The organism is Brevibacillus sp. LEMMJ03 (genome assembly GCF_007197875.1).
In the GTDB taxonomy this organism is placed as follows: Bacteria; Bacillota; Bacilli; order Brevibacillales; family Brevibacillaceae; genus Brevibacillus; species Brevibacillus thermoruber.
In genome coordinates, this window is record NZ_VKJN01000009.1 from 164,188 (window position 1) to 184,639 (window position 20,452).

The 20,452-nt window shown below is 61.2% G+C and carries 17 protein-coding genes; 9 read left to right on the forward strand and 8 right to left on the reverse strand.

Translation table 11 applies throughout. From position 1 onward, the window contains the following. Positions 1 to 161: 161 nt before the first annotated feature. The 6 genes from fabL (at position 162) to FOI68_RS13515 (ending at position 6,555) form a co-directional block, all read left to right on the forward strand. Entirely contained in the window at positions 162 to 920 is a 759-nt protein-coding gene (gene fabL, locus FOI68_RS13490; protein WP_029100613.1) for an enoyl-[acyl-carrier-protein] reductase FabL, read from the forward strand. A gap of 123 nt (positions 921 to 1,043) precedes the next feature. Next, positions 1,044 to 1,457: a GNAT family N-acetyltransferase gene (locus FOI68_RS13495; protein WP_029100612.1), complete on the forward strand. Its 414-nt coding sequence runs from the start codon at positions 1,044 to 1,046 to the stop codon at positions 1,455 to 1,457. A 48-nt stretch (positions 1,458 to 1,505) separates the two neighbouring features. Continuing rightward, complete coding sequence (locus tag FOI68_RS13500) at positions 1,506 to 2,042, forward strand: DUF402 domain-containing protein (protein WP_029100611.1); 537 nt, start codon at positions 1,506 to 1,508, stop codon at positions 2,040 to 2,042. 133 nt (positions 2,043 to 2,175) lie between these two features. Next, complete coding sequence (locus FOI68_RS13505) at positions 2,176 to 3,942, forward strand: ABC transporter ATP-binding protein (RefSeq protein ID WP_238551023.1); 1,767 nt, start codon at positions 2,176 to 2,178, stop codon at positions 3,940 to 3,942. Between the two features lie 91 nt (positions 3,943 to 4,033). Then, positions 4,034 to 5,242: an MFS transporter gene (locus tag FOI68_RS13510; protein WP_035298521.1), complete on the forward strand. Its 1,209-nt coding sequence runs from the start codon at positions 4,034 to 4,036 to the stop codon at positions 5,240 to 5,242. A 131-nt stretch (positions 5,243 to 5,373) separates the two neighbouring features. Continuing rightward, on the forward strand, positions 5,374 to 6,555 hold the full coding sequence (locus FOI68_RS13515; protein WP_143863477.1) for an MFS transporter: 1,182 nt from the start codon (positions 5,374 to 5,376) through the stop codon (positions 6,553 to 6,555). A gap of 85 nt (positions 6,556 to 6,640) precedes the next feature. Here the strand turns inward: FOI68_RS13515 and FOI68_RS13520 are convergent, their stop codons facing one another. The 7 genes from FOI68_RS13520 to FOI68_RS13545 all read right to left on the reverse strand — a co-directional run bounded on the left by FOI68_RS13520 (position 6,641) and on the right by FOI68_RS13545 (position 16,190). Then, positions 6,641 to 7,066, reverse strand: coding sequence for a PH domain-containing protein (locus FOI68_RS13520; RefSeq protein ID WP_143863478.1), 426 nt, complete (start codon positions 7,064 to 7,066; stop codon positions 6,641 to 6,643). A gap of 115 nt (positions 7,067 to 7,181) precedes the next feature. After that, positions 7,182 to 8,033, reverse strand: a complete 852-nt coding sequence (locus FOI68_RS13525) for an NAD(P)-dependent oxidoreductase (RefSeq protein ID WP_044900375.1) — start codon at positions 8,031 to 8,033, stop codon at positions 7,182 to 7,184. Between the two features lies 1 nt (position 8,034). Beyond that, positions 8,035 to 8,865 carry an NAD(P)-binding domain-containing protein gene (locus FOI68_RS13530; protein ID WP_143863479.1) on the reverse strand — a complete coding sequence of 277 codons (831 nt, stop codon included), beginning with the start codon at positions 8,863 to 8,865 and terminating at the stop codon, positions 8,035 to 8,037. A gap of 97 nt (positions 8,866 to 8,962) precedes the next feature. Further along, the gene (locus FOI68_RS13535; protein WP_029100606.1) at positions 8,963 to 9,646 is read right to left on the reverse strand and encodes a zinc metallopeptidase; all 684 of its coding nucleotides are present in this window, start codon (positions 9,644 to 9,646) and stop codon (positions 8,963 to 8,965) included. Between the two features lie 253 nt (positions 9,647 to 9,899). After that, positions 9,900 to 14,432 (reverse strand): glutamate synthase-related protein, encoded by a 4,533-nt coding sequence (locus FOI68_RS13540; protein ID WP_143863480.1) that lies wholly within the window; start codon positions 14,430 to 14,432, stop codon positions 9,900 to 9,902. A 243-nt stretch (positions 14,433 to 14,675) separates the two neighbouring features. After that, positions 14,676 to 14,816, reverse strand: a complete 141-nt coding sequence (locus FOI68_RS23495) for a hypothetical protein (protein WP_162836754.1) — start codon at positions 14,814 to 14,816, stop codon at positions 14,676 to 14,678. 81 nt (positions 14,817 to 14,897) lie between these two features. Continuing rightward, positions 14,898 to 16,190, reverse strand: coding sequence for a glutamate-1-semialdehyde 2,1-aminomutase (locus tag FOI68_RS13545; RefSeq protein ID WP_143863481.1), 1,293 nt, complete (start codon positions 16,188 to 16,190; stop codon positions 14,898 to 14,900). Between the two features lie 153 nt (positions 16,191 to 16,343). Between FOI68_RS13545 and FOI68_RS13550 the strand changes: the two genes are divergently transcribed. Next, positions 16,344 to 17,198: a protein phosphatase 2C domain-containing protein gene (locus FOI68_RS13550; protein WP_143863482.1), complete on the forward strand. Its 855-nt coding sequence runs from the start codon at positions 16,344 to 16,346 to the stop codon at positions 17,196 to 17,198. Here FOI68_RS13550 and FOI68_RS13555 read toward each other — a convergent pair. Next, positions 17,177 to 18,451: a hypothetical protein gene (locus tag FOI68_RS13555; RefSeq protein WP_143863483.1), complete on the reverse strand. Its 1,275-nt coding sequence runs from the start codon at positions 18,449 to 18,451 to the stop codon at positions 17,177 to 17,179. The genes FOI68_RS13550 and FOI68_RS13555 overlap by 22 nt on opposite strands. Positions 18,452 to 18,651: 200 nt before the next feature. On the opposite strand from FOI68_RS13555, the gene FOI68_RS13560 reads away from it, so the two are divergent. After that, a complete protein-coding gene (locus tag FOI68_RS13560; RefSeq protein ID WP_029100601.1) occupies positions 18,652 to 19,662 on the forward strand; it encodes an ABC transporter ATP-binding protein in 1,011 nt (336 codons plus the stop codon). Further along, positions 19,655 to 20,449 (forward strand): ABC transporter permease, encoded by a 795-nt coding sequence (locus FOI68_RS13565; RefSeq protein ID WP_029100600.1) that lies wholly within the window; start codon positions 19,655 to 19,657, stop codon positions 20,447 to 20,449. The genes FOI68_RS13560 and FOI68_RS13565 overlap by 8 nt, the downstream gene beginning before the upstream one ends. Positions 20,450 to 20,452 lie beyond the last annotated feature (3 nt).

The window sequence follows — 20,452 nt, forward strand, 5'->3', positions numbered from 1 at the left end:
AGTTGTTTCGTTTAGTATGGCTGTCCGCCGCCGCTTCCATCCCTGCCGTCCCGCCGCCGGGAGCAAGTGGTCCGGTGGCAAATCAGACAGTCCCGGTGTATAATGAGAATGTTCTTTTTTGGTACCTGATATTAATAGTTGGTGTGATAGGAGGAACCCTCATGCATACAAACCGAAAAGTGGCGCTCGTTACGGGCGGAACCCGGGGGATCGGCAAGGCGATCGCGCGCCGGCTGGCGGAACAGGGATATGACCTGGTGCTCAACTACCTGCGCAACCGCACGGCCGCCCGCGAAACGGCGGCGGAGCTGGAAGCCCTGGGAGTCCGCGTTCACCTGGTGAAGGCAAACGTGGGCGACGTGGCCAAAATCAAGGAGCTGTTTGCCGAAATCGACCGGGAGTTCGGCCGCCTGGACGTACTGGTGAACAACGCCGCGTCCGGTGTGCTGCGCCCGTTGATGGAACTGGAAGAGAGCCACTGGGACTGGACGATGGAGATTAACAGCAAGGCCCTGTTGTTCTGCGGACAGGAAGCGGCCAAACTAATGATGAAGAACGGCGAGGGCGGGAAAATCGTCAGCATCTCCAGCCTCGGCTCGATTCGCGTGCTGGACAACTACACCGCTGTCGGCGTTTCCAAAGCGGCACTGGAAGCCCTCACACGCTACCTGGCCGTCGAACTGGCGCCGTACAACATCGTCGTCAACGCGGTTTCCGGGGGAGCCGTGGACACCGACGCGCTCCGTCACTTCCCCAACCGCGAGGAGCTCCTGGCCCACTCGGCGGCGCGGACACCGGCCGGCCGCATCGTGGAGCCGGACGATCTGGCCAATGCGGTCATGTTCCTGCTGTCCGATCAGGCCTGGATGATCCGCGGCCAGACCATTATCGTGGACGGCGGCCTGTCGCTGTTGACCTAAGTCCGTCTGGACCGGGCCGGACGGGCTGTATCCCCGATCGCGACCTGTTTCTCGCGTTCATACGGAGACAAAGTTGTCCAAGTGGTGTACAATAGGAGAAGAAGGCATCGAAGGAGGCAACGTATGCTGATTCGTCCGTTTCGGCTCGGTGACTATTCGGCGATAACGCGTATCTGGCAAGAAACCGGTTTGGAAGAATCGGAAACGGAGTCATTGAACGACCTGGCCAAACAGTTGGCCTGGGACAGCGATTTGGTCATGGTTGCGGAAAAGGATGGAGAAGTGGTGGGGGTGGTCGTCGGCACGATCGACGGATCACGCGCCTACTTTTACCGGTTGGCCGTTACTCCCCGCCTGCAGGGGACCGGCATCGGACGGAAGCTGGTGGAGGCGATCGAAAAACGCTTCCAGCAACGGGGTGTCCATCGCGTTTTGATCATGGTGAATCAGGACAACCCGGAGGTTCTCCCTTTTTACTATTCACTTGGCTACGAGATGCAAAAATATGTTACACTTTCCAAAAAGCTCTCTTCTTAAGGGAGGCTTATCCCCATTCATATAGAGAAGAGAAGAAAGGGGAGAGTCATGTCGCCAGCTCCAGGCTCCATCATCCGCATTGAAAGCTTTAAGCACGACCATTCACTGCACCGCATCTGGGACAAGACGACGCTGATTCATTCCAGCGATGCGGTCGTGATTGGGGGCAACGACCGGGTCAAGGTAACAGAGGCAGACGGCCGGGAATGGCGGACGAGAGAGCCTGCCATCTGCACGTTTGGCCGCGGACAGTGGTTCAATACCATCGCGATGATTCGCGACGACGGCATTTATTACTACTGCAACATCGGTTCGCCTTTTAGCCTGAAAGGAAATCTGTTGAGCTACATCGATTACGATCTGGACGTCAAAGTGTTTCCCGACATGACTTACACCATTCTCGACGAAGAGGAGTTTCTGCTGCACAGCAAGCAGATGAACTACCCTCCGTTCGTCGTCGAACGCGTGCAGACCGCTCTCCGGGAAGTGCTGGATTGGGTCCGCTTGCGGCGGGGCCCTTTTCAAAACGGATTTGTCCAACGCTGGTACGAGCGTTACCTGTTGGTGCGCGAAGACGAGGAATGATCCCTTTCCCGAACGGCCGGGAGAGGGATTTCCTTGTTTGGCCGGTCATCATCTGCCCCGGGAAGAATAGATGTAGGAGGGAAAGCGGGAACTGGCAAAAGGAGGGATGACCGTGAGCAGCATCCGGCGTTACATGGCCTACGTCATGCCCTATTGGAAACAGATCCTGGGGACTATTTTTATCGGCATCATCAAGTTTTCGATACCGCTGCTTCTGCCGCTGATGATCAAGTACGTGATTGATGACCTGCTGCCCAGCCCCATGCCCCGGGAGGAGAAGCTGACTCAACTGTTCTGGCTGATGGCGGTGGCCTTTGTGGTCTTTACCGTCGTGCGGGCGCCCGTGGAGTACCTGCGGCAGTACTACGCCCAGTGGGTGTCCAGCCGCATCTTGTTTGACATCCGCAACCAACTGTTCGCCCATCTGCAGCGGCTCTCCATGCGCTACTACAACAACCACAAGACGGGGGAAGTGGTCTCCCGGGTCATCAACGACGTGGAGTCGACCAAGAGCTTTATCGAAACGGGCCTGATGAACATCTGGCTGGACCTGATTACGATCGGCCTGACCCTCAGCGTGATGCTGTACATGGACGTGAAGCTCACGCTGGTCGCGATTCTGGTCTTTCCGCTGTACGCGGTGTCCGTCAAATACTTCTACAAGCGGCTGCGGCAGCTTACGCGGGAGCGCTCGGCCGCCCTGGCCCACCTGCAGGGTCACCTGCACGAGCGCGTAAACGGCATGTCGCTGATCCGCAGCTTTGCCCTGGAGGAGCACGAAACCCGGGCGTTCGCCAAGGAAAACAACCGCTTTCTGCAAAAGGCGCTGGACCATACGCGCTGGAACGCCAACACCTTTGCCGTGGTCAACACGGTCACGGACATCGCGCCGCTCATGGTGATCGCCTACGCCGGTTACCAGGTGATCGGGGGAACGCTCACCACCGGTACGCTGGTGGCGTTTTACGCGTATCTGGAACGCCTCTACACGCCGCTGCGCCGGCTGGTCAACTCGTCCACCACGCTGACGCAGGCCGTGGCTTCGATGGATCGGATGTTTGAATTTATCGACGAATCGTATGACATCGTCGACAAGCCCGGCGCCGGCCGGCTGCCGGTCGATCCGCAGACGGGGCGGATTCGCGGCGAAATCCGGTTTGAAAACGTCTCGTTTCGCTATCGGGAGGAAGGGCCGCTGGTGCTGGATCACGTCAATTTGACGATCAATCCGGGCGAGACGGTCGCCATCGTCGGCATGTCGGGCGGAGGCAAGACCTCGCTGATCAGCCTGCTGCCCCGCTTCTGGGATGTGACGGAAGGACGGATCACCATCGACGGGGTCGACATCCGCGACGTGCAGCAGCAGAATCTGCGCAGCCACATCGGCATGGTGCTGCAGGACAACATCCTGTTCAGCGAATCGGCGCGGGTGAACATCCTGATGGGCAATCCTGAAGCGGATGAAGCGGCCGTGATCGAAGCGGCCAAGGCGGCCAACGCCCACGAGTTCATCATGGAACTGCCCGATGGATACGACACCGAGCTGGGCGAGCGGGGAGTCAAGCTGTCCGGCGGGCAAAAACAGCGGATTGCCATCGCCCGCGTCTTCCTGCGCGATCCGGGCATCCTGATTCTGGACGAGGCCACGTCGGCGCTCGACCTGGAGTCGGAGCACATGATTCAGGAGTCGCTGGCCCGCCTGACCAAAGGGCGCACCACGATCATCGTGGCTCACCGTCTCTCCACCATCACCCACGCGGACAAGATCGTGGTGATGAAAGAGGGGCGGATTGTCGAACAGGGAAGACACGAAGAATTGCTGGCGCAAAAAGGTGTGTATCATAATCTGTGGAGCGTGCAGGATCTGGGCGCTCCCACGGAACAGCAACCGGTGTCGTAGGGAACCCAGCCTGTCAACGAATACGCGTGGGGCCGTGGAGGAGACGACGAGGCCGACGCGTTTCCTCGCACCGGAAAGGAGGAGGGCTCCCGTGGAAACGTGGAGACGCAACTTGTATGTACTGTGCGGGGCGCTGTTTGTCGTCATGATGGCGATGAGCATGGTCATGCCGTTTTTGCCTCTGTATATCCAGCAGGATTTTGGGGTGGAAGACCCGCATGAAGTGACCGCATGGGCAGGAGTCATTTTTGGCGCCAACTTTTTGACCGCCAGTCTGGTGTCCCCGATCTGGGGCAATCTGGCTGACAAGTACGGCCGCAAAATCATGATCTTGCGCTCCGGTTACTTCATGTCCGTCATCATCGCGGCGACCGGTTTTGCCGGGAGCTTGTGGCAGCTTTTGGCCCTGCGCCTCTTGAACGGAACGGTGGGAGGCATCATCCCGGCCAGCACGGCCCTGGTCGCCTCCAACGCGCCCAGGGAAAAAGCGGGGTGGGCATTGGGGCTGCTGCAGTCGTTCGTGACTGCGGGCTCCATTATGGGACCGCTGATCGGCGGGGTGTTGGCCGATCGGATCGGGTTCCGCATGATCTTTGTCGTGACCGGCAGCCTAGTCCTGTTGGCGACGCTGGTGATTACGTTTACCGTAAAGGAAGCGTTTGTGCCCCCGAAGGCCAGGGAACGCTCCAGTCTGTCGGATGATTTTCGCAAGATTTTCACCTCCAGGGAGCTGCCGGCGGTCTTCTTCGTGACGGTGATGATCCAGTTTGCCCTGTTCAGCATCGTGCCGGTGCTGCCGATTTACATTTCGCAGCTTTTGCATCAGCAGGGAAACGTCGCCTTCTGGGCGGGCGTGGTCCAGGCGTCCACCGGCATCGCCAACGTGCTGGCGGCGCCGCTCTTGGGACGGTTGGGAGACCGTTACGGCTCCCACCGGGTCTTGTTCGGCAGCCTGCTGTTCGCGGCCACATTGTTCGTTCCGCAGGCCCTGGCGGCAAATGTTACCCAGTTGGCGGTGCTTCGGTTTTTGCTCGGTTTGTCGCTCGGCGGCCTGCTCCCCTCTGTCAACGCCCTGCTGCGCCGTCTCACGCCCAGTCACATGATCAGCCGCGTGTACGGGTACAACAACAGCTTTGTCAGCATGGGCAGCATGTTGGGGCCGATGATCGGCGGCTTCCTGGCCGGTTTCGTCAGCATCAACGGGGTGTTCCTGATGACCAGCGCTCTGCTGTTCATCAATGCCGGCTGGGTGTTCTTCAGCTTCTTCCGAAAAAAGCCCTTGCGGGAAACGGAGACATAAGAAATTCGTAACCACTTCCATGGAAAGGAGCGTTCCTCCCTTGTGATCCTTTTGTCGGTTTGCACGTGTACAACCGAATAACGCATCTTCAGGGACACGGTTGGCCCTGAAGCCGACAGGAGGATCGTATCATGCTGAACAAGCGTTTTTGCTTCCTCTGGATGGGACAGTCGCTGGCCAATCTGGGGGATGTTTTTTATGTCGTGGCGGTGATCTCCGCCGTGTATGCCGCGACGGATTCCGCCGTCTTCACCGCGATGGTGCCGGTGCTGTTTGTCGCCGCCCAGGCGGTGAGCGGTTTTCTGGCCCCGCTGGTGTTTCAGCGCATGCCGCTGCTGGCCGTCCTGATCATGTCGCAGGGCGCAAAGACGCTCCTGCTGTTCCTGGCCGCATGGCTCGTGGCCGGCAGCGGAGCGCACGCGCAGGCGGTCCTGTCCGTACTCGTCCTGGTGTTTGCCATCGCGTTTCTGGATGGCTGGGCCGCTCCGGCGCGCAACGCCCTGGTGCCCCGACTGGTGGAGCGGGAGCGCCTGCTTCGGGCCAACGGCTTGTTGGCCGCGACGGACCAGTCCGTCCAGTTTGCCGGATGGGCGGCGGGGGGCCTGCTGGTTGCCTGGCTGGGGCACGCTGCCGTACTCTGGGGAACGTCGGCCGCGTATCTGTTGGCCACTGTGGCGCTGATTTTCGTCCATCCCGTCTCCGGGACGGAACGGCGCGAGGATGACAAGGGCTTGCTGGCCGGCTGGCGGGCCATCGGCCGAAACAGGCGGCTCCGTTTGCTCGTGGCGATCGACGTGCTGGAAGGATGGGCGGGAGCGGTCTGGGTTGCCGCTATCATGCTGCCGTTTGTGACCCAAGTTCTGAAGAAAGGGGAAGCGTGGTGGGGCTATCTCAACGCGGCCTACATGCTCGGCTCGATTGCGGGCGGCGCCGTCATGCTGGCACTCGCCTCCCGCCTGCAGGACAACCTGCCGCGCTGGGTGACGGTCGGAACGTCGGCCAGCGGTCTCGTCACCCTGCTGTTTGGTGCAAGCGGCAGTCCGGTTGCCGCTCTCGTTTTCTCGTTTGCGCTGGGGCCGGTGTTTCAGCTCCAGGCGATCGCCAAACAAACCTTGCTGCAGCAGGCGGCCGGCGAGGCGGACCTGCCCGTCGTGCTGTCCGCCAAGGGAACCATGGATGCGCTGGTCTTCGGCTGCTCGGTGCTGGCAATGGGAGCGGCAGCCGAATGGCTGGGGCCGCGCTGGGCTTATTTCCTCGCCGCCGCGCTGACCGGAATCGCCGCGCTGCTGGCATTGCGTTTGCGGAGAGTGTAAGGAAGGCACAGAAAAAGCCCCCTCCGGGTGTACCGAAGGGGGCTGCTGCGTGGAAGGGGCGGTTTCATTTCCCTGTCCCGTTTGTTTACCATTCCATGACCGCATGCGGACAGCGCGTTTGCAGCAAACGCATAAACGCTTCCCGGTCTTTTGGTGAAATCAGCACCGTTTTTTGATGATTGTATACAATTTCAAGCCTTTTCAGCGACAAGGCCGGACTGGCAAGCGGGTTTGAGGTTTTTCTCACCCTGTTGATGCTGTCGAGCGGGATGATTTTCTTGAACGGTCCGTATTGGATGATCAAGGCATCGTTTTCGATGATGTAGCAGACCGACGTAACCAGCCAGAGGAGGAAACAAGGCAAAACGAAGTGAACGAAAAACAGGGCGATTCTTTCGTTTGTTCCCAAGGTTCCTGTAAACAAGGATTGGACCCCTTCCAGAATCACCAGCAGCATGGTCCCCCAGATCACAACGGCCAGCCAACGATCTACTCTTGAAGGGAATCTCACAGCGTCCCACTCCTCCTTTCTCGTGATACCATCCTACCATGATTGTAGCAAACAGCACGTTCTGTTCTCCACCCGCGGCTGTCTCTGCCTGTGCCACATGAAAAATGGATCGGCTCTACTTCCGGTCCAGAAAACGCAGAATCGCCATCACGTCCAGATCGCCCAGGCCGTCCTCCAGCGCGGCGCGGTAGCAGGCGGCCACCGATTCGGCCAGCGGCGTGGAGACGCCTTCTTCCCGGGCGAGGCGCAGGTCTTTGGCCATGTGCTTGAGGGCAAACGCGGCCGGGTAGTCGTCGGCGAGAATGGACGCTTCCTTGCCGCGGATCAGCGGCGTGCCGACCGCGCTCTCCGCGATGATGGTCAGCATCTGCTCGGTCGGGATGCCCATGCTGCGGGCGAACAGCAGGGTTTCAGCCGCTCCCTGCACGGTGATGCCCAACAGCAGGTTGATGGCCAGCTTGGCCGACGTGCCGGCGCCGTTGGGGCCGAGGTGAAGCGCCAGCTTGCCCAGCTTGTCCAGCAGCGGTTTGACTTGGGCAAAGTCGCTCGGTTCGCCGCCGACCATGATCACCAGCTTGCCTTCTTTGGCCGGGCCGACACTGCCGGAGACCGGCGCGTCCAGGAAGCGGAAGCCCGCCTGCCGGCACTGTTCCGCCACAAAGCGGGACGTCTCCGGAGAGACCGTGCTCATGTCCACGGCCAGTGTGCCGCGCGCACCGGAAGCGAGCAGACCCTCCGGTCCGGTGTAGACCGCCTTGACCGCCTCGTCATCGCTTACCATCGTAAACACGATATCGCATTCCGCCGCCAGTTCGGCCAACGAGCCGGCCAGGGCGGCTCCCCGCGCGAGCAGCGGCTCCGCCTTGTTTGGCGTGCGGTTCCACACCTTCACCTCATATCCGGCGGCCAACAGATTGCCGGCCATCGGAATGCCCATGTTGCCCAGCCCGATCCATCCGATTTTCATCTCATCTGTCTCCTTTCTCGTTGCGGGAAAACTGCTGCAGCCGTTCTTTCAGCAGGGCGTGTTTGGCTTTCGTCACAGCAAACAGGTCGTCAAACGCGGCCGGGAGCGTGCGGTCCAGCACGCGCAGCCCTTCTTCGGTGATGCCCCCTTTGGTGGCGACCCGTTCGATCAACCGGTGAAAATCGAGCCGCTCGTTTTCCAGCAGCAGCGCAGTGCCCATGAGCGTCTCCGCCAGCATCCGGCGTGCCGTATCCAGTTCCAGTTCCGGGGACTGCCGCACCGCAGCCCGGGCAAACGCGTCGAGGATGCCGGCAAAGAGACCGGGAGCGCTGCTGGTCAGAATGGTGGCCGTCTCGATGCTCTCCTCTGAGACCTCCTCCGCATTCCCCAGCGCGGTCAGCAAACGGAGCAGATCCGCCCGCAGCGCAGGCGTCACGCGGCGTCCGCAGGCGTACAGGGAGACGCCGCGCAGTTCCTGCGAGGTTACCGTTGGAATCACTTTGCTGACGGGCCCCGCGTGGACCGCCTCCAGGTCGGCCAAGGTGACACCGGCCGCGACGGAGACGAGGTGCGTCTTAGCAGGGAGGTCGAGCGTTCGCAGCAGCGGCAGCACATCAAGCGGTTTCGTGCAGATGAACACGATGTCCGCCCGTTGGCACACCTCTTGAGCGGTCGAGGCAATCGCAAACGGGTATTCCCGCCGCAGACGCTCCGCTTTTTCCCGCGTCCGGTTGAAGACGACGAGCTCGCCGGGGGTGACGACGCCGCTTTTGCAAAAGCCTTTCACCAACATCTGCCCCATGCTGCCCAACCCGATTATTCCTATGTACATACATGCCTTCTCTCCTATCGTAGCGGATTTAATGAAAAAGGTACAGTCTCCCGAAACCGGGAGGCTGTACCTGTCAGTGCATGCGCTGCAATTCTCATCAGTCTTCGTTGGAGCTGTTGAAGATCATCACGTACTTTGCCAGTTCGAGCACGGAGATCAGCGCGGCGGCCACATAGGTGAGCGCGGCGGCACCCAGCACCTTGTTGACGCCCCGTTCTTCCGTGTTGCGGATGAAGCCCATTTTGACCATCATGTCTTTGGCGCGGCTGCTTGCGTTGAACTCGACCGGCAGCGTGATCAGTTGGAAGGCGACCGCTGCGGAGAAGAAGACGATCCCCAAAAACAGCAGATTGGCCGCATGGAAGAAGAAGCCGGCCAGCAGCAGCAGCGGTGCGATCCCCGACGCGAAGTTGACGACCGGGAAGATGCGGTGGCGGGCCACCAGCATCGGGTAGGAGACCTTGTGCTGCACGGCGTGCCCTACCTCGTGGCAGGCGACGGAAATAGCCGAGATGGAATTGCCGAAGTAGACCGGATCGGACAGACGGACCGTGCGGGAAATCGGATCGTAGTGGTCGGTCAGCGTACCGGGGATGTGTTCAACCGGAACGTGCGTCAGGCCGTTGGCGTCCAGCATGCGGCGGGCTGCCTCCGCACCGGTCAGGCCGGAAGACGCGGGAACATCGGCGTAGCGGTTAAACGTTCCCTTGACGCGAAACTGGGCCCACAGCGACAGGCCGAACGCGATGAAAATCAGAAAATCCATGGGGTGAAACAAAATCATTCGCTCTCACTCCTCATCTATAATCATGCCTGTTTGGAACAACACAACCTAGTTTGCCCTACACGTATTTGTACGATCATCACAGGTGACGGTTTCACTATTTATTGTACAGTCTTTGACCAACATTGACAATATCAGCGAATGCTTATATGTGGCAAAAAAAGCACTCTTCCCGGGAAAGGGAAGAGTGCGAGTGGTTGCAGGCCGGTGGTCCCGTCCGGCAGGCGGTACAGCCGCCGGCGGGGGGGTGTCACTCGGTGGAGACAGACGGATCGGCCTGTTCTTTTTTCGGAGAAATCATCAGGAAGTGGGCGGCCGGATCGTCGATCAGCTTCTGGATGCGGCCCGCCGTCTCGTACTGCTCGGTGGCAAGCAGTTCTTCCTTGTAGGCGGAGAGCAGCTCGCGCACGTCGCTTACGCCTTTTTCGTCCAGATGGTAGAGGAACACCTTCGCCCCCTTGGCGATCCGGCGCTCCAGGGCTGCCCGGTCAAAGCCCATCTCCGGCTGGAGGCGGACGTAGACGACACCGCCGGTCATGCCCGCGCAGATCCACGGACCGGGATCGCCCAGCACGACGGCGCGCCCGTTGGTCATGTACTCAAAGGCAAAGCCTTTCAGGTTGGCCCGTGCCCCGATGCCGCCCAGCTCGTCACGAATCGGCTCGGTAATTTCGCCGCCGAACACGACGTCTGCCCCGGAGAGGCGGATGCAGGCGCGGGAATCGGCGTTGCCCTGCACGATGAACAAGCCTTTTTGCGCCCCGTAGCAGAAGCTCTTGCCGACGGAGCCGTTGATGTACGCGCCGTTCAGCCCCTTGTGCTTGAGGATGGAGACACGGCCGCCAAAGCTGGTTTTGCCGACGCCGTCCTGGGCGCCGCCTTCCACGCGAATGGTAACGCCCTGTGCGTTGTAGGCGGCCAGACCGTTGCCCGGCACGCTGCCGCCGGTGAAGTGGAGCGACACTTCCGGCAGAGAAGCGTAGCTGCCGTCCAGGTAATCTTTCACCCGGGCGCCGGACCAGCGGCTGCCCAGCACGCGTTCACTGGACAGAATGCCGGCAAACGTCTCCCGGATGGGACGATCCGGGCTGAAGTAGCGGTTCTCCGATGCGGCGGCAGCGCCGGCGGTGACCAGCACGCGCTCCTCCGCTTCTTTCGCCTGTACGGCGGCTGTCTCCGGCGTGTACAGCGGATGGACAGCCAGCAGCGCCGACAGGTCGATTCGCTCCAGCAGGCGGGTTTGGACCAGGAGGTCGGAGCGGCCGACCAGATCCTGCGTGCGGCTGAAGCCGAGAGCAGCGGTGATGCGGCGCACTTCCTCGCCAAACAGGGTAAAGAAGGTTTTCAGCCCGTTGACGGCCAGGTCGAACTGGCGTGGCACAAAGCGGCGCAGCCCTTTTTCGTGGGCCTCTTCCAGCGAGTCGATCTGGGTGGCGATGCCCACGTGGCAGGTGTCCAGGTGACAGCCGCGGCAGGTGGTGCAGCCGACGGCGATCATGGCCAGGGTGCCGAAGCCGACGCGATTGGCGCCGAGCAGCATCAGCTTGACGACGTCCGCTGCGCTTTTCACGCCGCCGTCGGCCCACAGTTCCACCTTGTGGCGAAGCCCTGCTTCGAGCAAGGCATTGTGGGCGGCTTTGACGCCGATCTCGGCCGGCAGCCCCACGTGCTGCAGGGCGTGGACGCGGGCCGCCCCCGTTCCTCCGTCAAAGCCGGAGAGGGTGATGAAGTCGGCGCCTGCCTTGGCGATGCCGACGGCGATGGTCCCGATGTTGGGCACGACCGGCACCTTGACGCACACCTTGGCTTCGTGGTTGGCCGTCTTCAGCTCCGTGATCATCTGCGCCAGATCTTCGATGGAGTAGATGTCGTGGTTGTTGGACGGCGAGATCAGGTCGGAGCCGATCGTGGCGTTCCGGGCGGCGGCGATTTTCGCCGTTACCTTGGAGCCGGGCAGGTGTCCCCCTTCGCCCGGTTTCGCCCCCTGGCCGATCTTGATTTCCAGGATATTCGCCGCGTTGGCCAGTTCCACGTTGATGCCGAAGCGTCCCGACGCCACCTGGATGCCGCGCGTTTTGCGGTAGCGGCCGAGCATGTCTTTGATTTCGCCGCCTTCGCCGTTCATGCAGATCATGTTGAGCTGGTCGGCGGCTTCGGCGTAGGCGCGGAAGGCCGTTTCGTTCTGCGAGCCGAACGACATGGAGGAGATCAAAAACGGCAGCGAGTGCTCGCCTACGCTGATGTCCACCTGTGCCGGATCCACCTGCCGCTCGGTCCGGTCATAGGCAAAGTCGGCCACGTGACGAATCGCAATCGGGTTGTCCCGTTCGTTTTCTTCCAGCTTCAACGCGTAGTCGGCGTACGGAATCTCGCCGGCGGCCACCTGCCCGATCAGCTTCCACAGGCGGGGGAAAATGTGGAACGTCTTGGCTTCCCGCGCCGTCGCACTGGCGTAATCCTCGTGCCGTTTGACGCTGTCCGCCTCCAGATCGGCAAAGGAGAGGCCGGCCCGATCGGAACCGCAGAAGTTGACGATGGAGAGCGCCTCCGCCACGTCCTTGTGCAGCCCGATGGAGGAGAACAGCCGGCCGTAGCCGCGCAGTTCGTGGATGCCGATGGTGGAGATCACTTTCTCCAGCCCCTTGTTCAGCGCGACGTAGAGATTGGCGGCCGATGCCGCTCCCTCTTTGGCAAAGGCGGTGGCAAACATCAGGTACGGCGAGACCGCGTCCGCTCCGGAACCGAGCGACAAGGCCAGGTCGTGCAGCGAACGGACGGCGCCGGAGCGGAGGATGATGCCGGCCCGGCGGCGCAGGCTGGTGCCGTCGGCGTCAAACGCCGCTTTCAAGCCTTGGTCGACAGCGGTCACGGCGAGCAGCGGATCGATCCAGTACCGGCCGTTCTGATGCGTCTCCGTGTCGTCCAGCACGAGCAGCACGGCTCCGTTTTGCACCGCCTGCACGGCCGATTCCTGCAGCCGTTTCAGCCCGCTTGCGAGTCCGCTTTCCCGCTCGAAGTGGGTCGAGAGGATCGCGATGCTGGACGGATGGTTGTTGAAGTAGTGAATCACCTGTTCCAGCGACAGCGTGCCCTGCTGCTGCGCCGTTTCCTGGAGCGACTGCCCTTCGAAGAGCAGCGGCGAGGGCAGCTCCAGGCGCAGGCCGTCCGAGGATTTGCCGGACAGGGGTACGCGGGTCCCGATCACGACGCGCGTGGAGAAATGCTCCATCTCCCGGTCGCGGTCAATCGCCGGGTTGGTGACGACGGCCACGCTTTCCTTGATGTAGTCGGCCAGGTTTTGCCGCTCCTTGGACAGTGCCGCCAGCGGCCCGTCGTGGCCGAGCGAACGGATCGGTTCGGCGCCGTTGGCGGACATCTGCTCCACGAGCTGAATCTGCTCGCGGTCCCAGCCGAACGCGCTGTAGACGGAAGAGGTCGGAGCCGGCGTGTCCGGTTCGGCGACGAGCGCGTTGGTCTCATAGGCAAAGTGCAGGTGCTGACGGGCACCGGCCGCCTCCACCTTTTCCGCGAAGCGGTCGCGGACGATCTCCTGCAGCTTGTGGTGCGGGATCACTTCCACCTCGCGCCCCTCGTGCAGGATGACGCCCACCTTCTCCCCGGGCGCGAGCGGTTTCGGTTCGCTTGCCATTTGATGAACCGGAATGATCCCCTGCTCGGAGGAGAAATAATAGGACGTGGCGCTTTCCACCATCCACAGCGGTCTCAGCCCCAGGGCGTCGACGCTGAACACGCACTCGCTGCCGTACCGCGAAACGATCCCGGCCGGTCCCTGGGCAAAGTGGCCCCAGGCCTGGCGCAGGTACGTGTACAAGTCCTGCAGGTCATACGGCAGGTTTTTCATCTCGTGATGGATCGGCGGGAACACCACTTCCATCGCCTCGAACAGGCTCAGGCCGTACCGGTGGATGAAGGTCTCGATCGTGCGGTTGACGTTTTGCGAGTCGCTGCCGCCGTCGACCAAAGGTACGCCGAGCATCTGCGCTTCTTCTTCCAGCTTGCTGATCGTGTTGATCTCGCCGTTGTGGCCCAAGAGGGAAAACGGCTGAACGCGGAAGAAGTTGGACAAGGTATTGGTGGAATAGCGGTTGTGACCGATGGTGACGGACGAGACAAAGCGTTCGTCAGCCAGGTCGTGAAAGTACTGAGGCAGAATGTTGGCGGCGCCCATTACCTTGTACGCGCTGGTAACCGGGCTGAGCGAAGCGACGTGCACGTTGTGGGCCGATTCGATGGCGATGTGCAGCTCGAACAGGCGGCTGGCATACGCGGCTTGGCTCAAGCCTTCCGGCGCGAAGACGGCCAACTGCCAGAAGACAGGTTCGTCCCGCCTGCCGTTTTTGCCGAGCACCGCCGGGTTGACGGCGTTTTCCCGCTCCAGCAGGATCTCCACGCCGTGCGCGGCGAACAGCCCGCGAATCGCTTCCTGGACGGCCTGCGGGTCGTGGCCCGTGCGCGGCACGAAGATGTGGGCGACGGCAAAGCGCGGATCACGGGCCACGTCGCCGTCCAGCCCGGCCTGGTGCAGATAGGCGGACCAGAGCGCACGGGGGATGTCCGTCAGAATGCCACAGCCGTCCCCTTCCCCGTCGATAAAGCCGGAGCGGTGTTCCATCTGGATCAGCGAGCGGATCGTTTCCTGAACGTTGGTCCGCGTCGGCGTTCCCGACTTCTCGATGATACAGATGATGCCGCAGCTGTCGTGTTCGATTGCATGGTAGCCTTGAAACTGCTCAATCGTTTTTCTCTGTCTGTTGTGTAGCATGGTCTCGGTCAGATGGCCTGACCCTCCACCTCCCCTGTAGACAATTCGGAAAGTTCAAAATTGTAATGTCTAGAATACCACGAATAAAAGGGGGACACAAGGAATCGTCTGGCTTTTTATGCGTTTGAAAGCGTTTTTATGCAAATAAAATGTTTTTGTTCGATAAAAACGGCTGTCCCACGGGCTTTAAAAAAAGCGCATTCCCCTTTGGTAAATAGAGGAATGCGCTTTTTCGTCCACCGGTTATCGGTCGTGCTGTTGGGTTTTGTGATGTTCGGTTTTTCGCGGGTTTTGGAAGCCCACGACCTCCATCATCTTGGAGCTCATCTTCGGGTCCATTGTCTTTTCCGGCGCCTGCGGGTAAGTGTGTTCGCCTTTGGACACGGGGTTCCCTCCTGTTTGTGTGCTGTCACAGGCTAGTATGCCCGGGACGGCTGGCGGCTCCCGCAGGCAATTTCTGCCCGGTTACTTCGCGAGCGCGGCAAATGCGCGGTCCACGGCCGCCACGGTGGCGCGAATGTCGTCTTCCGTGTGAGCGGTGGTGATGAACCAGGCTTCGTATTTGGACGGCGCGAGGCAGATGCCCTCGTCCAGCATCAGCCGGAAGAAGCGGGCAAACAATTCCCCGTCCGCCGCCTGGGCGGAGGCGTAGTCGGTGACCGGCCGGTCCGTGAAGTAGACGGCCAGCGCTCCTTTGACGCGGTTCACCTGAACGGTGATTCCGTGTGTATCGGCGGCGCGGCGAATACCCTCTTCCAGGAGCGCCCCCAACCGTTCAAACTCCTCGTAGACGCCCGGCTGCCGGAGCACCTCCAGGCAGGCGATGCCGGCCCGGATCGACGCCGGATTGCCCGCCATCGTGCCCGCCTGGTAGGCAGGGCCGAGCGGCGCCACCTGCTCCATGATCTCGCGCCGGCCGCCGTACGCTCCGATCGGCAGCCCGCCGCCGATGATTTTGCCCAGCGCGGTCAGGTCCGGCTCCACGCCCAGCAGGTTTTGTGCCCCGCCGTAGCAGAAGCGGAAGCCGGTGATCACTTCGTCGTAGACGACCAGCGCACCCGCCTCGTGGGCGATCCGGTTCACCGCTTCCAGGAAACCGGGCTTGGGCGGCACGATTCCGAAGTTGCCGACGATCGGCTCCACCAGGACGCACGCGGTCTCATGTCCCCAGACGCGGATCGCTTCCGCAAACGCGTCAATGTCGTTGTAGGGGACGGTGATCACTTCGTTGGCGATGCTCTGCGGGATGCCGGCGCTGTCCGGAATGCCCAGCGTGGACGGCCCCGACCCCGCCGCCACCAGCACCAGGTCGGAGTGGCCGTGGTAGCAGCCGGCGAATTTGATGATCTTGACGCGTCCCGTGTACGCGCGGGCGACGCGGATGCAGGTCATCACCGCTTCCGTTCCGGAGTTGTTGAAGCGGATGCGCTCCATCGACGGAATCGCCTCGCGGATCATGCGGGCAAACTGGATTTCCCACGGCGTCGGCGTGCCGTACAGCGTGCCGTTGGCCGCCGCTTCAGCGATCGCCTTGGTAATGTGCGGGTGGGCGTGGCCGGTGATGATCGGGCCGTACGCCGCCAGATAGTCGATGTACCGGTTGCCGTCGACGTCCCAGAAATAGGCGCCCTGCGCCCGTTCCATCGTGACGGGGGCGCCGCCGCCGACCGCCTTGAACGAGCGGGACGGGCTGTTCACCCCTCCCAGGATGACCTCCATCGCCTCTTCGTGCAGTTGCGCGGATCGATCTCGTTTCATATGTACTCCCTCTTTTCTGTCCACAAAGTCCTTCATCATCTTACCACAGCCGGCTCCGGGGCGTAATCGGGAAAGGTGCATCTGGCGGGGGGGTTGGAAAAATGATACAATTTTGCGGTGGTTTCCAGAGCGCAAGGAGGCGGTTGAACCATCATGCGAATCGAATGCCTGTCGATTGCCGGAAGCGGCGGCAGACCCAACGAGGACGCCTATGCCGTCAACGAGTCCCAGTGCGTGTACGCCGTGATTGACGGCGTGTCGTCACTGATCCCGTATACGGACGAAGCGGGGATGACGGGTGGGGCGATCGCCGCCCGGGTAGTGAAAGAGCATTTGCAGCGTCTGCCTGCGGACAGCGATCTGCTCGATGCCCTGCTCGCGGCCAATGCATGTCTGCGGGAGCGGATGCAAAGCGAACAGGTGGACCTGTCCCGGAAAGAAGCGCTGTGGGGTGCGGCTGTGGCGGCGGTGCGGATCGGCGAGAAGGAGATTCGCTACGCGCAGACCGGGGATTGCATGCTGTTTGCCGTGTACGCGGACGATACGGTGCGGGCCCTGACCCATCCGCAGGTCAAACATCTGGAGGAGAGAGCCTTTCGCAAATGGGAGGAAGGCATCCAGGCAGGCATGCGGACGAGGGCGGAACTGATCGAGTACGTCCGCGATATTCTGATCGACAACCGGTATCAGGCCAATACGGACGGCGGCTACGGCGTGCTGAACGGCGATCCGGCCTGCCGCGACTTTCTGGAGTACGGGAAGATCAACCGGACCGGCGTGAAGGCCGTCGTGCTCGTGACAGACGGATTGCTGTGGCCGACCGCCCGGGGAGAAGCGTGGACCGGCTGGGAGGCGACGGTTCTGCCGATCGTGAAAAAAGGGCTGCAGGCCTATGCCGATGACCTGCTCGCCCTGGAAAACGGCGACCCCGAGTGCATCGCCTATCCCCGCTTCAAAAAGTCGGACGATAAAACCGGGATGGTGATCTACCTGTCCAGCAGCCGATAGTCCACAAACACCGCCAGGTTGAAGGAATCGATCGAGTCGCGCTTGTCGTACCGGTAGTCGCTGATCACGAGTTCTCCACGGCGGTTCGTCACGTTCCCCAGTTTGGCCAGCACGTCCCGGCTGTTTGCGGCGCACACCCCCGTCCCCCGCGGCTCCTGCAGGCTGCGGGGGATTTTTACTGCAAATGAACGATCCGGCTCAAAACAGACCGTTTCGGCATTTTCCTGATAAAAAGTACCGGTGCCCCGGGCTTCGCCGGAAAAGCGAATGATGCCAAAGTCATGGTAGGTATTTCCCGTCTTCTCGATGGCCGTGACTGTCCACTCCGCGACCACATCGCTCGTTTTGACGGCGGTCTCGTCGAACAGATTGGGGTCCGGTTCGGCGTCGATCTTGACGACGGTGGCCCGGTTCCAGGTCTCCGTGGGGCGGTAGTCAAAGGTGTAGTGGTCAAGGATCACCGTGGCGTGTCCGGTGCTTCCTGCGGGACCGACATGCGCGCGGATCGCGTCCGCGTTTTTGGCGCAAAAAAACGTCGCCCGCTCATCTCCCAGGCTGCGCGGGAGTCGCGTCTCGTATTCCGGGTCCACGTGAAAGCAAATGGCATTGGCCAAAAATTCCGTCTCCGCTCCAAAGTGCTGGTACGTCGCTTTCACCGTCGTTTCGCCGGCGAATTCCACGATTCCCGCGTACGAGAGAGGCATGTCGGGGAACGGTGTCATGGAAAAGGACGTGATGGTCATTCCGGCAACCACGTCGCCGGCTTTGGCCGAACGTTCGTCGAAGAGATGGGGCGCGTTTCTGTCCAGCGCCACCACCGAATCAAGCGTGACCGTTTGCAGCACCTCACCGCTGTCTCCCAGTACCTCTGCGGTAATGACGTACGCTTCGTTGAGGGGAAAATGCGGGCGTAAAACCGACCAGCCGTCCGCGGCGTCTTCATCCGTTCCCAACCGCCATGTGACCGTTTCATCCCGTGCCAGCCGGGCCGTAAACGCGACCGCTGCACCCGGGACCTGCCGGGAGAGCGAAATGGCTTCGGGAAACTCGTGCAGGGTGATGGTTCCGTCAACTTTGGGCGAAGCGGGCGTGATCACAATGGACACCGATTCGTCCGGAGAGGTCTGGCGGGAAGAGTCGGGAGAGGCAGCGGGGGCGGTTGTGGGTTCCGGCTTGTCGGAAGGCGGCACGTTTGCCCAACAGCCTGTCAGGATCATGCTGGACAGCAGAAGACGAAGCAGGGAGTGACGCATGCGGGTTGACTCCTTTCAGGGGAAAGTCGATCCTTTATACGGTATGACGAGGGAGGTGGGGGTTTGTTTCGGAAAGACGAAGCCGCAGAGCGAAAAAAAGGCGCACAGCGTTTTCCAGCACAATTGATTTTGCAGAAATGAGTGGCCTTCGCTAAACTTAGCTATGGATTACGTAGAGGCCAAGCAAAGGACGGGTTGTCATGATTCGTGTCAGTCATCTACAAAAGGAGTTTCACATCCATCAGGCCCGTGCCGGCCTGGCGGGTGCGTTTCGCGACTTGTTCAGCCGGGAGTACAAGACGGTCAAGGCGGTTGACGACATTTCCTTTACCGTCGAGGAAGGGGAGATGTTCGCCCTGATCGGGGAAAACGGGGCCGGCAAATCAACCACGATCAAAATGCTGACGGGGATTCTCACCCCGAGCGGCGGCGAGATCGTCATCAACGGCTACGTGCCGTACCGGCAGCGGGAGCAGTACGTCCGCTCCATCGGCGTCGTCTTCGGACAGCGCTCCCAGCTTTGGTGGGACCTCTCGCCGCTGGAATCGTTCCGCCTGCTGAAAAACGTCTACAAGGTGGACGACGCAGCGGGAGAGCGCTGGCTGGAGCGCCTGATCGAGGAGCTGGACATCGCTTCGTTCGTCAGCCAGCCGGTGCGCAAGCTGAGCCTCGGCCAGCGCATGCGCTGCGAAGTGGCCGCCGCCTTGATTCACAAGCCGAAGCTGCTCTTTCTCGACGAGCCGACGGTCGGGCTGGACGTGCTGGTCAAGCAGAAAATCCGGGAATTTCTGCGCAACCTGAACGAAACGGAACAGACGACGATCCTCTTGACCACGCACGACGTGTCCGACATCGAGGCGCTCTGCAAGCGGGTGCTGGTGATGGACAAAGGCCGGCTGATCTTTGACGGCCAATTGGCTGAACTGAAAGAGAAGTGGGGCAACGGCACCGAGGTGGCATTCCAGTTCAAGAAGCGGACCGCGCCGGAAGAGCTGCGGGCAGCGCTCGGCGAGCTGCCCTGTGAAATCCTGCGGGACAACGAGTTCTCGCTGCGGGTAAAGGTGGTGCGCAGCCAGGACATGCTGCCGTTCGTCCTGTCCGTGGTGATGGGCTCGTTTGAGGTGAGCGACGTGAAGATCAAGGAGGCCAGCACGGAAGACATCGTGCGCAACATCTACTCGGCCGACGGCGAGGTCGTCAGCCATGGGTAAACTCTATCTGGAACTGATCCGCATCCGGTTTCTGACCATGCTCGCCTACCGGGTGAACTACTACAGCGGCATCATCATCTACGCGATCAACATCGGCGCCTATTACTTCCTCTGGGGAGCGATCTACGGCGGCCAGCAACAGCTCGGCGGCCTCACCGTGGAGCAGATGACCGCATACGTCGCCATCGCCTGGATGTCCCGGGCGTTCTACTTCAACAACATCGACATGGAGATCGCTCAGGACGTGCGGGAAGGCAAGGTGGCCATCGAGATGATCCGGCCCTACAATTACCTGTCCGTGAAAACGGCGCAGGCGTTCGGCGAGGGCGTCTTTCGCCTGCTCTTTTTCGCGGCGCCCGGCATCTTTCTGGTCAGCCTGTTGATCCCGTTCCGCTTCCCCGGAACGCCGGAAGCCTGGGGCCTGTACCTGGTCAGCCTCATGCTCGCGTTTGTCATCAACACGGAGCTGAACCTGCTGACCGGCCTGTTTACCTTTTTCCTGTTCCGCAACGACGGGATGATGCGGGCCAAGCGGGTGATCGTCGATCTGATGTCCGGCCTGGTGCTGCCGATCAGCTTTTTCCCCGGCTGGGCCCAGACGCTGATGGGCTGGCTGCCGTTTCAGGCGATCAACTACTATCCCAGCCTGATCTTCACCGGCGCGATTTCGCCGGAGCGGGCGTGGGAGCTGATCGGGCTGCAGGCCGCCTGGATCGCGGTGATTTTCATGCCGATCCTGATCCTGTGGCGGCGGGCCCGTCACAAACTGGTCGTGCAGGGAGGGTAGCCG